12 protein-coding genes and 2 pseudogenes are annotated in these 12,584 nt (G+C 47.1%); 2 read left to right on the plus strand and 12 right to left on the minus strand.

Features of this window, described 5'->3' with window-relative positions; genetic code table 11:
• The first annotated feature begins 479 nt into the window (after nt 1-479).
• A pseudogene (locus BV494_RS24110) lies at nt 480-1,718 on the plus strand (IS110 family RNA-guided transposase).
• A gap of 142 nt (nt 1,719-1,860) precedes the next feature.
• Here BV494_RS24110 and BV494_RS24115 read toward each other — a convergent pair.
• Complete coding sequence (locus BV494_RS24115; protein ID WP_104925339.1) at nt 1,861-2,283, minus strand: GNAT family N-acetyltransferase; 423 nt, start codon at nt 2,281-2,283, stop codon at nt 1,861-1,863.
• Nucleotides 2,284-2,565: 282 nt separating this feature from the next.
• Nucleotides 2,566-2,964: a fosfomycin resistance glutathione transferase gene (fos, locus tag BV494_RS24120; protein WP_104925340.1), complete on the minus strand. Its 399-nt coding sequence runs from the start codon at nt 2,962-2,964 to the stop codon at nt 2,566-2,568.
• Between the two features lie 151 nt (nt 2,965-3,115).
• Here fos and BV494_RS24125 point away from each other — a divergent pair.
• Nucleotides 3,116-4,280, plus strand: a pseudogene (locus BV494_RS24125) (IS30 family transposase).
• Between the two features lie 113 nt (nt 4,281-4,393).
• On the opposite strand, the gene BV494_RS24130 reads toward BV494_RS24125, so the two are convergent.
• The 10 genes from BV494_RS24130 to nthA form a co-directional block, all read right to left on the minus strand.
• Nucleotides 4,394-5,398 carry a linear amide C-N hydrolase gene (locus BV494_RS24130; protein ID WP_104925341.1) on the minus strand — a complete coding sequence of 335 codons (1,005 nt, stop codon included), beginning with the start codon at nt 5,396-5,398 and terminating at the stop codon, nt 4,394-4,396.
• Nucleotides 5,399-5,971: 573 nt separating this feature from the next.
• Nucleotides 5,972-6,775: a hypothetical protein gene (locus tag BV494_RS24135; protein WP_104925342.1), complete on the minus strand. Its 804-nt coding sequence runs from the start codon at nt 6,773-6,775 to the stop codon at nt 5,972-5,974.
• A gap of 272 nt (nt 6,776-7,047) precedes the next feature.
• Nucleotides 7,048-7,754 (minus strand): IS1 family transposase gene (locus BV494_RS24140; RefSeq protein WP_104925343.1). Its coding sequence is split into 2 segments (ribosomal slippage): nt 7,048-7,499 and nt 7,499-7,754, totalling 708 coding nucleotides; the frame shifts between segments, so codons are not numbered across the junction.
• 358 nt (nt 7,755-8,112) lie between these two features.
• A complete protein-coding gene (locus BV494_RS24145; protein WP_104925344.1) occupies nt 8,113-9,069 on the minus strand; it encodes an IS110 family RNA-guided transposase in 957 nt (318 codons plus the stop codon).
• Between the two features lie 178 nt (nt 9,070-9,247).
• Nucleotides 9,248-9,805 (minus strand): histidine phosphatase family protein, encoded by a 558-nt coding sequence (locus BV494_RS24155; RefSeq protein WP_104925345.1) that lies wholly within the window; start codon nt 9,803-9,805, stop codon nt 9,248-9,250.
• Nucleotides 9,806-9,809: 4 nt separating this feature from the next.
• The gene (locus tag BV494_RS24160; protein ID WP_104925346.1) at nt 9,810-10,574 is read right to left on the minus strand and encodes a CbtA family protein; all 765 of its coding nucleotides are present in this window, start codon (nt 10,572-10,574) and stop codon (nt 9,810-9,812) included.
• Nucleotides 10,575-10,584: 10 nt separating this feature from the next.
• Entirely contained in the window at nt 10,585-10,794 is a 210-nt protein-coding gene (locus BV494_RS24165) for a CbtB domain-containing protein (protein WP_104925347.1), read from the minus strand.
• Nucleotides 10,795-10,826: 32 nt separating this feature from the next.
• Entirely contained in the window at nt 10,827-11,252 is a 426-nt protein-coding gene (locus tag BV494_RS24170; RefSeq protein ID WP_104925348.1) for a nitrile hydratase accessory protein, read from the minus strand.
• Entirely contained in the window at nt 11,249-11,908 is a 660-nt protein-coding gene (gene nthB / locus BV494_RS24175) for a nitrile hydratase subunit beta (RefSeq protein ID WP_104925349.1), read from the minus strand. The genes BV494_RS24170 and nthB overlap by 4 nt, the downstream gene beginning before the upstream one ends.
• Before the next feature lie 41 nt (nt 11,909-11,949).
• Nucleotides 11,950-12,564, minus strand: coding sequence for a nitrile hydratase subunit alpha (gene nthA / locus BV494_RS24180; protein WP_104925350.1), 615 nt, complete (start codon nt 12,562-12,564; stop codon nt 11,950-11,952).
• Between the last annotated feature and the right edge of the window lie 20 nt (nt 12,565-12,584).

Raw genomic sequence — 12,584 nt, forward strand, 5'->3', positions numbered from 1 at the left:
TTTTTAATCAAAAATATGCTGTGCATTTACTTCTCTGCTGACCATTCATTTCCATGGCAATGGCAATGGCCATGTCCGCTTGGAGCGCAGGCCGTGTGAAAACCGTGACCTAAAACTGAAGTGCGCGCATTTACGCAAAATCTGGAATTGCTCGACTGGTTAGCTGAGGCAAATTTTACGTATGAGCGCATTTTTCAGCCCTATTTTTGGCAGTTTAAGCGATAAAAACAGTTTTCACACAGCCTGAGCGATGTATAGTCATTCGCACCCTGAGAATTACACTATTAAGTGATTCAGGGTATGCGCTTGCTGGTTACGAATATTGAGCGAGAATCACGTGATGATCGCCGCTTTTCTTTCGAGCCAGTAGGTGCTCCACGTTCGCTAACGAATACTCAGGGCATGCAGATAAACTGCTGGCTATATTTCTTTCGAAGAGCGTGGAATGCATACCAATCCCCGATAAAAAGGAGTTGGTGATGACTGTGACTAATCAATTTGCTGCGCACGTTGGTCTGGACTGGGCGGATAAAAAACACGATGTCTGTGTTCAGTTTAAAAACGGTGAACGCGTATTCGATGTGATTGAACATACAGCAGAAGCGCTTGATGACTGGCTTACTGAGTTACACCAGAAAGTAAAAGGCAGAATCGCCATAGCTCTCGAGCTGAAGAAGGGCCCCGTGGTATATGCTCTTCAAAAATATCCCTTTATCACCTTTTTCCCCGTCCACGCTTTGTCCCTGGCTCGTTACCGGCAAGCCTTCTCGCCCAGCGGCGCTAAAGATGACCCGCAGGATGCAGAGCTGGCATTAGAGTTAATGCTACGTTATCCCCAAAAGATAAAAGCTATTGAACCCGACAATGCGGATATTCGCTTACTTCAGCAACTGGTTGAGCAACGTCGTCAGTTGGTTGAAGACAAACGCCGCTTTGTGAATCGGCTCATCAACACGCTTTAACAGTATTATCCTCAGCCACTGGAGTGGTTCTCACATCGGGGTAGCTTACTGTTGTGTGAGTTGATTATCCGGTGGCCCAGTCTGCAACAACTGAAACGAGCCAGGCGCGACACGACCCGAAATTTTCTGAATGCCAGAGGTGGCCGCGCAATGGCCCTTACCGAGCAACGTGTTGCGAGTATTGATAATGCGATCCCATTGACGACAGACCCGAGTGTTATAGAGGCTAATGCTTTGATGGCAACAGCACTGGCGACACAAATTAAAGTCGTGAGTGAAATCATCAAAACATATGACGAACGAATCGAAACGCTGTTTGACACATTGCCAGATGCGGGGCTGTTCAAATCACTTCCGGGCATGGGGCCGTGTATGGGCCCACGGATGCTTGCTGCACTTGGTGATAACCGTGACCGGTTTAACAGCGCTGAAGAAATTCAAAACTATGCAGGTATTGCACCGGTGACCGAACGAAGTGGCCAGAAATCATGGGTTCACTGGCGATGGCAATGTGCCAAGTTCGTCAGGCAGACCTTTGTCGAATGGGCTGCGAAGACGATTAACTCATCATACTTGGCCAGACTATATTATCAGGGACTGCGAGAAAAAGGAAAATCTCACCAGTCTGCAATCCGGGCTCTTGCCTTCAAATGGATAAGGATCATTTACCGCTGCTGGAAGACCAGAACCCAGTACGATGAAGCGAAGTATTTGCTGGCTCTCGAAGCGCGACACTCGCCCTTACTGAAGCCATAAAAAGCTTGTCGAATGTCTCAGGGCGTGAAGCGGACGTTTGTATTTTTCACGGCACGTGGCGATTTTACTTACATAGCCGTGTATTCGTTAACAGGGAGTGGGTCAGACGTAAATAATCGGATTCGGTTCAATGAGGAGCAAATTAAATAAGGTTCTCCTTAGTCAAATAGTGCCTCTGCATACCAACTTTTGGACAATCCTTTAATGACATCTGCAGAACATAGCCTTGCTTTTCATAGAATGGGGCAGCTTGAAAACTGAATGTATCTACAAGCGCATGATTACATCCTATTTTTACCGCCTCCTGTTCGGCTTTTTTTATCATAATCCCACCTAATCCTTTACCTCTCGCATCATCGCTGACCCATAGGTAATCAATGCATAACCATAAGCCTTTCCTACTCGCTATTAGGCCGCCGATCAATACCCCAGCATCATTTCTGCAAAAAATGCCAAGTGGTTTGCGTGATCCTGTTTCAATAAATTGAGAGTTATAGTCTCTTAGGCCAGCTAAAAGTTCTTCAGTGTCGTTGCTAGTAACTTCATGAGTTATTTTAATATTCATATTCACCTATTCTTTTATGGAGGGGATATTATTTTCAAGATAAAGAATATTTATACAATCTATTCTTGCCTACTTCCCATTCATTAGCAAATAGTGGTATTGACCATGTCCGCTCCTGGCACGCAGCCGATTATTACTATCACCCCAGGTGGCCTTGAGCGACACACGGATGTTGACTTTAAAAAATGCACCGGAAGCTGAAGCGCTTCGTTAGAGTCTCGACTGACCTATGCCGTTTACTCAGTTTTATCCAAACATCATCGTTGGGCGCCCTTCAAAGAGCTAGAAAAACTCCATTTTTTCATAAGGATGATTTATACAGGCCCTGAGGCGGCTATCCAAATCTCCGTCATGAACTTCCAGCTTGTGTCCATCCGGATCCAAAAAGTAGATAGATTTTCCTTCGCTCTTGTTTATTTTCCACTCTGTAACACCCGATGATTTTAGGTAATTGGCATACACATCGAAATCTTCGCTTAGGATGCTAAATGCGTAGTGAGTGTAATCTTCCCCGGTAGTCACTGTATCAGCAGAAAGACATAACCACAGATTTCCCAGACAAAGGTAAGCGCCACTGGTCCATCTGGCCTTAGGTATAAAACCAAGAGTATTAACGTAAAAATCAAAACTTCTTGAAACATCACTTACGGCGATTGTTATGTGATTCAGTCCGTTTAGCATGCAGAGTCTCTTCAGCAGGGTGCGGGAAGTTAAGTTTTCCCTAAGAGTACTTCAGCTCACCGCCTGAGTGAATTGAAAGTGTAATGTCCGCTTCTGGCTGTGAGTTCAACTGGTCGATGCAACGCTATCCTTAAAGAAGGGGGACGTTGCCATGAAACGAAGAACTCGCATTCACTATACGCCAGAACAAAAGGCGCTTATCTGGGACAGATATAAGCACGGTGACTCCCTGCATGATATCGCCAGAATGTTCGACAGATTTCATTCTTCTATTATGCCGACTATCCACCAGACTGGTGGGTATCGTCCTCCTGTTCGAAAGCGGCACCGACTGGCTCTTTCACTTGATGAAAGAGAGGAGATATCCAGAGGGCTCGTAGCAAAACGTAGCATCAGGGACATCGCTGACGGATTATCAAGAGCTCCCTCGACGATTGATTAGCCGCGAGATTAAAAGGCATGGAGGTGCAAAGCATTACCGTGCTGTAAAAGCGGATAAGGACGCGTGGGACAGTGCTCTGAGACCAAAACCTTGTAAGCTAATTGAATGCCCGGCATTGTGTAAAATCATTGCAGAGAAGATGCATCAGGACTGGTCGCCGGAACAAATCGCCGGTTGGCTGAAACGCTGTCATCCGGATAATCAGGAAATGCAGGTGTCACACGAAACGATTTATAAAACGCTTTTTATACAAACCCGGGGAGCGTTAAAAAAAGAACTGCAGCAATGCCTCAGAAGCGGAAGAGCAGTGCGTAGATCCAGAACGTCATCGCTGAAAGGGAAAGGATTAGGTTCAATTCCGGATGCGATACCCATCAGCGAAAGACCATCTGATGTTGCAGACAGAGCCATACCCGGCCACTGGGAAGGCGACCTGATCCAGGGCTCGAAAAACTCCTATATTGTCACTCTCGTAGAACGCCATTCCCGCTTTGTTATGCTGGCTAAAATCAGAGACAACAACACCATAACGGTTATATCTGCACTCATCAAACAAGCCCGGGAATTACCCGTTGAGCTTTATAAAACACTAACATGGGATCGGGGGTCTGAAATGACCAACCACACCCGATTTACTGTGGCCACAGACATTCAGGTTTATTTCTGTGATCCTCAATCTCCCTGGCAACGCGGCTCAAATGAAAATACGAACAGATTGCTCAGACAGTATTTTCCAAAAGGAACTGACTTATCAGTTCACAGCCAGCAAAGACTAAACAGTGTTGCCAGACAGCTCAACGAGAGGCCGAGAAAAACGCTAGACTATGAATCACCCGCAGAGCGGTTCAATCAGTGTGTTGCATCCATCGGTTGAACTCACAGCATGGAGCGGACCTTCAATTCAGTTAGCTTATCCACTCTGTAGTCATCATTGGCAGCATGCAATCAACAAATTACCATCACTACCATCGAACGGCTTAAGGCTATTTAATGTCCCTGTTTCATCATATCCAATGTCAGCAATTTTAGGTCTTCACCTTGTTGAAAATGGCTGCTCACGTTCCCGGCAATCCCATTCTCCAGGGTAAGGTCATTCACCAGATTCAGTTTGGCCTGCGGGGATGAACTGGAGAAATCAAGCTCGTCAAAATTAACCCACACGATATTGGGTCGCGTTGTTGACTCAAAGACATAGCGACGCTGGGTTAAATCCATCACTACCTGCCACAGAGTTTGCGAAGCATCAGGTTTGCCCGGGTCTGGGATACGGAAAGGCTGGGCTGCGTTGCGCATCACGCTGAACATTGCAGCGATAGCTTCAATTTGTGATGCAGGCTGACTTAGGCGACTTACGTAGTAACTGGCTCTGGCAAAGCGATCGCTGGCCTGTGTAGAACCCGGCAACGGCTGTTCTCCACCCAACCCACTGAAAGTGCGTGCCAGAGCCAGTTGCTGATCGTAGGTGGGTGAGTTCGTCATCACGCGATATTCCCGGCTGTGATAAACCACTGGCTGACCGGAGCTGTATTCAATGATGCATGAGTCACCTTTGGCATCATCCAATGCGAGGTGGATAGCCGGAGGGTTTCCGCCAGTGGGGTCGTCCATTTGCACAACCTGTACCCCAGACTTCTCTATCCAGTCAACCGCCTCAGCGACAGATGAAAAATTATCGAGAAAATATTGCAACCAGGCCGCCTGGCTAAGCTGCGTGCGGGAAGAGTCTGGAGCACCGTAGTCGGATTCCGCGAGCCATAATATATGACCTGCCAGCCCGGCTTCATTCATACCATCCACGGAGATAAGATCGAACGCAGTAGCCACCACGCTTCCGTAACGGGAGGTCCAGGTTAGGTCGCCATTTACGCCATCATTTCGGGTAATCCCCCGTGGTTGCATCCATAGGTTTGTCATCAAATCTTTATGGAAGTCCATATTGCGGCCTACAATAACGGCACCATTCGCAGCCGGCCAAACAACGCGTGTACACATTATTATCTCCTTTTTCTCTTATCGACGAGAATATACTCTGTCATAAATATAATGGGGTCATGTCCTGTTGTCATAGGAAGATGGTTTCAGGCGGCAGTTCTCGTCGGATTTCAGCGATTTCTTGCCGTTTATCGCCGCTCGATAATTGTGAACATACGTATCCACAATCCGCAGAGCAGCATCTGATTGACTCTATCCTATGATCCACAGACTAGTTTTACTCAATCAGTTTGTTAGAAGAGAAGTCAGTTATGAACTTCAGACAGGGGGCAGTTTGGAGAACGGAAATTTTTGTACGTTAAGCGCATTATTAAACCAATGCAAATTAGTAAAATATTGATTTTAAGTAAGTATTTATCGATTTTAAGTTATCGCTCTTGCGGTATCGCATTTAGGTTATCCGACTAAGCTCAAAGCACTGAAAACGCCATATAACGCGGGAGTACATCACACCCTATTGCACGGTAAGCCTGTTCAATAACAGGCTTACCGTGCAACCATTCTCTATCTCAAAACAGCCCCCTAAAATGTGCAGTAATTAGCCCCCGGCTAGGCTGGAGGCTACTATCTTCATTATTTTAGACACAAAGCTTTCACTGTACTTCCACTCTTTTCTTTTGTATTCATACTACCCAACCAATTTTCCAGAGATATTTTCTCTTGGTTGGCAAAAGCATATCTAGATGCATCCCAGTCTGTTTCTGACAAGGTATACTGAGCTCCATTCAAGGTATATTGCGATTGGTATGATATAACCCCTTTATCATTTGTAGATGAAATGGTAAAATTACTTGAATACAGTGAAATTGTAACTAAATCATCACTTGTTTGCAAAATGCTTTGCGCGAAATTAGATTCAGTTTCAGTTTCATTTGCATAACTTAGTGCTGCTTTAACCAAACTAGAAACTGATTTTTTTATTTCAGAAATATCACCCTCCGCTAATCCATCAAAAGCACTAACAAAAGAATCAATAAGATCGTCAGCACTATGACTTTTTTGTATTATATTTTGTGTTTTTGAGTTCGCCAAAGTCATAAAAGGTACGCTTGCTATAGCTTGGGTGAATGCTATGTAGTTTGCCTTATTACCATTACCTTCGGGATCTAGAGGGTTATAGTTAGAACTGGCTCGGCACATGTTTATAATGGTTTGAATTCCATCAAAAATACTCTGTGGGGCGTTGGCGTCAACCGGTGATGATGCCAAGGCTTCATTATAAGAAGATATATATTCTTGCGTTGCGACCGCTCCAGAAGGATTCATAATCGATGAGTCGGATGAGTTTAATAAAAAAACATTCTGACTTGAATTTTTTTTTAAGCCGCGTAGCCAGGCTGTTGCCTGATCATTAGCACTAAGAGTATGATTTTTCATAATTTAAAATAATCTCCATATTAGTTTAGTATAGGATTTCTCCCCCTATAACACATTAATTATAATAAAGGATCACGATAATTCAAGTTGCATATGCATAAAAACAGCGCCCCATTAATATTGTTTTTTTTGATTGATTCCATAGCTAATTTACCATAACACCCCTTGGCCGCACCGGCCCTGTTACTCCAAAGCGCTAATGTCCGCACCCCCTTTGGGCTAAGTTAAGATGTCCGCCATGCAGTCTCATCATTAAGGGGTAATGCCTCCAATTAGTAGAACATGTGTTTTTCGATGAAGGCACCGATAACTTTTTCGTGGAGTTCGATTGAGCGCGAGAAGCAAATCGTTTTCCGCGCCAGTCGTTTGATACGGGTACGCAGCGTCAGGTTGTTACGCTCTATACGCTGCGTAAAAATCTTCCCGGTCAGATGCTTATCCTTCGGCACTTCTCTGGCATAACTACCCCAGCTGTCGCTGGTTATCATGCCGATGGTAAAAGGGGCGAGCAATGCAAGCAGTTCACGGCATGTTTCATCGGTTCGGGGGCCAAAGGTATAAGCCAGAACACCGCCCGTTTTTGTATTGTATGCATACCAGAGCCAGTGCTGTCGGGCCTTGCTGCCAACAAAGCTCCATTGTTCATCCAGTTCGCAGATCAGGGCAATATCGGCATGAGCAACTGGCGAAGATGTCACCTGTTTCGGTGCGAGTTTTTTAATGCGCGTATGACGGTATTGATACCGACTTTCAGTGTTCTGGCGGAATCACGGACCCCCGCCCCGTTGAAAGACATCTCAACGATCTGTTCTTTCACGCCCGGCTTACGGGCCTCATAAGAATAAGTGAGCTGGAACACACGGTGGCAGTCACGGCAACGGAAGCGGTCATGTCCATAGGGGTTCTGACCATGGCGGTAAACCTGAGCTGAATTGCAACGGGGACAATGAACTTTACGCTGGCCATGAGGGAACCTCAAAAGCGGACATTATACATCAAATTCAACCAATTGGAGGCATTGCCGCCCTTCGAAAGAAATATAGTCCGCAGTTTATCTGCATGCCCTGAGTATTCGTTAGCGAACGTGGAGCACTTACTGGCTCGAAAGCAAAGCGGCAATCATCAGATCACATGATTCTGGCACAATATTCGTAACCAGTAAGCGCATACCCTGAATCACTTAAAAGTGTAACCCTCAGGGTTCGAATGACTATATCTGGCACATAGCGGACTTTACTAACTGCATCCATTTATTATTCAATAGGGTAATCGTCAAGCACACTTACAGTGAATTTGATGTTTAATCCTGATGTTGAATATTGTAATAAATAGATTTTTTATATTAACGAGGCATCCCATTTTTCTCCTTTCCTGATCATTGAATTTAAAATGGTGATGAGTTTGCGCATGCAGGCTACCAGTGCGAGCTTTTTGGGTTTTCCGGCGGTAAGCAGGCGTTGATAGAACATTTTAATGGCGGGATTAAACTGTGTAGCCACAAGAGCCGCCATGTAAAGCGTTGCCCGGACTCCGGCTCTGCCACCAAACGTGGTTCGTCTACCTCGCATTTTTCCTGAATCTCGGTTCAGGGGGGCAACGCCGGTCAGTGCGCTAATCTCCCGTCGGTTGAGTTTCCCCAGCTCCGGCAGTTCAGCAATCAGACACGCGACAGTGACTTCACCAACGCCTTTTACGCTCCCAATCAACTCGGCCTGTTCCATGAAAAATACTTTTACGTGTTGCTTCATCTCTTCATTGATGCGGTCTAGCTCGTTTTCAAGCGCATCAATAATGTTATTGATGCTCTTACGACTTTGTGGATGAGAGGGATAGCGACGATTACGCTCGGCTACCAGCATGTTATTCAATTGGCGACGACGGACAACTATGGCGGTGAGTACGGCGCGCGCTTCGTCCGGCAGCGCACGGATATACCGGCTGCGGTCAGGATGGCGATCGATGACCTGGGCGAGTTGTGCCAGCATGGTGGCATCAAGCTTATCCGTTTTCGCCAAATATCCCATTGAGCGGGCAAAATCCCTGGCCTGACGAGGATTAATAACAACCACTTCATAACCCGCGGTTTGTAAGATACATGCTACTGATGCCTCCAATCCTCCGGTCGCTTCCATCAGTATCAACGAGATCTTCACTTCTTGCAGCGCCTTCAGGATTATCGTGAATCCGTCGTCATCATTATTGGTGGTAAATGATGTGAACTCTCCGGTGCCTGCAATGTCCAGCGACAGCTTAGCAATATCGATACCTATGCAGTGTTGATTTGGCTGACTCATGGTGCCCCTCCTTACGATACGAATTTGTTTTCATTCAACTGTACGGGCTAGTGATGAGTGACTCAGCTCATGCGCGGGACGCTTGCATGCGGGCTTAATGCCCTGGGGTTCGCACGTGCTGCATGAGCTTTGCCAGACCTACAAATTCAGTTTATGCCATCTTCAAGATATAAGGTTTCTAATTATTTCCCAGGCTCACCACATGCCATCGTTTACCATCACTTCGCAGCAGCGTTGTGCTTAATGGCGAAATATCAATATGTTGAAGAGAACTAGCGGGTGCATCAAGTACTTGAATAACTATCGCCCGAATAACAGTTGAGGATGCAACGGCACAATGTATCCCTCGGTCCGAGACTCTGCGCGATAGCCATATCCCAGTTCGCGCCATAACTTGTGCAATTTTTTCCCCTTCCGGCGGAGCCTCCCCCGAAAGCCAGCACTGAAACGTATCATAATCCTGTTCTATAACTTTCTTAATCGAGACCCCTTTCCATCTTCCATATCCTGCCTCAGCAAGTTCCAAAACAGACTCGCTAAGAAAGCCTAACTCGCGCGAAGTTTGACGCGCCGCCTGATCCGGAGCTGTCCAGGTTTTACTGAATGGCCCAAAGCATCCCTTTAGCTCTTGAGCCTGTTTCTGGGAGACTTCCGTCAGTGGGTCATCAAAGGGGAACCGTGAGTTCCTGTTTGCCAAGGTTTCCCCCTGGCAAATCAGCTGCATAACACAGGTCATGAAATCAGCACCTTTCCGCCTGATAACGATGCCCAGGTTTGTTCATCGCCCTCTCGGCAAAGGCACCAAACAACAATCCTATTACGCACCACATCGCCAGCTGAGTGCTGAAAGCACTTAGGCGAAAACGCCACAGTAGATCCGCGGAAAAGACCTCCGGGATCTCATTGACTGTGGGCATCAAAACACAGGCGACAGTCAGCATCGTCAGTCCCACCAGGCCTCCGCACAGCGTGGCGTTCCAGCCACCTAGCCGCGATCTGAGATAATGGGCGCTCCACGCAGCAGTCACGACAATCAAGATGGAAACCAACAACATGCTAAAATAGAGTGCAGTCCGATAACCAATCGTTGATGGATCTCCCACGGCGGGGGGATTTGGAGGGTATTTGAGCCCAGGCATCATGCTCATTATCAGAAACCCAGCCAACGACAAAGACAGAGCCAACGCTCTCGCGCTGCGCGGCCCAGTTCGCTGCCAGCACAGCGACCATACCAGTGCCAGAGCACCCCCCATAGCTGCGCTGAATAGGATCATCCCGCTCAGTAACCCTACACCGGACTGGGTCTTGCGGCTAAATACTTGCTCATCAGCTTCTTCCACGTGATGATGACTGCCCTCCACAGTCAGTGGCTTGTGAGAGATTTTTTCTTCAAATGATATCGCGCGATCAACCTGCGGCTCACCGAAGACGTGGGCAAAACTGAAAGCGATAATGCCAGCGAGTATCCCGGCTATCATTCCATTTAAAAGAAGTTTTCCCGTCATTGTCTTATCCTCAGTGGCAGGGAAATCCCAGTAGATGTCGGGCATCATGGAAGTATTCGTGTACCTGATTACCAGAGAAAACAGCCGTTGCCCCCTGCTCTGCACCGATAAAATAGACGCACAGCATCACAATCAGCGTGATAAATGCAATCCACGGCAATATTGCATTAAGCGGGATGGGCTCATGCTCGACTTGAATCTCATTTAATGTCTGCTCCATTTTTTTTCCTTATATCTGACTCTAGATAGTCTTTAGGGTTTAAGACAGATTGATGCTGGGCTCACTGCCACAGGGGTACGAAGTGCCAGGTGGTGGTGATTATGTGCCGGCATGCAGGTCGCGCTGGTAAGTACAACTGGCATCCCGTGTGGGGTGTTAAGATAAGCCTGACGCCATTCATCGGTTCGCCGGATAACATCATCCTTAACTGCCAGTTTCAGTGAGATAAACATTTTTTCTGCTGCTGAGACCCACTGCCGGTAATAGGCATCGTTGATGCTTTCTCCCTTCCGCAATGGACTGGCTTTTATTTCCTCGCTAAAAACATCAACCCACTCTTTCCAACTGAAGTTTCCGGCCTGATGAAGGTAAACAATCAATGAAAAAACCTGCGCCTGCCACGGATGCTCAAAGGGGGCACTCTCAGCAGCAGGAGCTGATCCGATTTCTTTACTCATGATGCCTCCAGATAGTCGTCCCATAGGTCGATTCGCACCGTATCTTTACGCGGCGCTTCACTACCCCATAATTCGGTCGCGTCAAAACTCACGCTGTAAACGTGCTGAGGATGATCACCCTGGTCGTGTGCTGCCGTATCCGGAGTAATAAATACTCCATGGTCAATCACAATCGTACCGACCTTACCTCGAACATATCGTGGCAGACGGGTATGCCCAGCAGGATTGATATTTTTTGCTCTTACGCGGTCGCCTGGACTAAAGCTTGCAGGCAGATCAATTTCAACCCGCGCGCCCCCTCCGGTACTGACAACTGCCTGCACCATACCCTGTCGCAGTACAGGTGTTTCCGGCGGGACTGGGAGTGGCTTAACCGCACCTGAAAGCTCATTAGCGGTAATCACTCCTCTTTCAATCAAAAGCGTCTCGAAAGCATGCATCCAATGTTCGTAGTAGCTCTCTTCGAGATAGTGTACTGGGGGCATGCGTTCAATGGCGTGCCGGAACATATCAACATTGAAATGACCACCAACAAACAAAGAGGCAAAAAGCGAAAAGGTGCGCCGCTCCCATTCATGATGGAAGGGAGGTTCATTTTCTTCAGTAATGACGGCGCCCATACCATGCATACCGCCCATGTCATGTATCCCGTTCATCGGATTCTCCATAAGAAAGTTGAAAGAAATGCTCTATGTTGCTAATCGCCCGGCTGAAGTGCCACGCCCGTACCAATCATTGCATCACGGGTTACCAACGCGACAAGTTGCTCTTCACTCCATCCCTCAGTGCCAGCTGGCCTTTCTGGCAGAACCAGATAACGCAACTCAGCGCTGCTGTCCCACACCCGAATTTCTCTGTCCTCACTGATGTTAAGACCAAATTCAGCCAGCACGCTTCGCGGTTCAAGGACAATTCGCGATCTGTAGGGTGCTGATTTGTACCAAGCGGGCGGAAGACCGAGTGTTGGCCAAGGGTAGCAGGAGCAAAGTGTGCAAACCGTCACGTTGTGAACCTCAGGGGTATTTTCAACAACCATCATGTCTTCCCCCTGCACGCCTGAAAAACCTAGTTCAGCAATTGCACCGGTACCATCTGTAAGAAGACGGGCTTTGTAATCAAGATCGCTCCAGGCTTTTGCCACAACAAGTGCACCGTTCCGAGGGCCAATTCGATGTTCATAGGTGTCAATAAGCTCATCTAGCGCAGCTGGATCTATCAGTCCCTTTTCCGTTAACAGGGACTCGAGTGCTTTAACACGAAGCGCAATTTCCTCAGGTGGTTCGGTATGGTCGTGGTCGTGGTTGTGTGCCATGATATTTCTCCATAAATTTA

Origin of the sequence: Rahnella sikkimica (assembly GCF_002951615.1) — a bacterium.
GTDB classification, from domain to species: Bacteria; Pseudomonadota; Gammaproteobacteria; order Enterobacterales; family Enterobacteriaceae; genus Rahnella; species Rahnella sikkimica.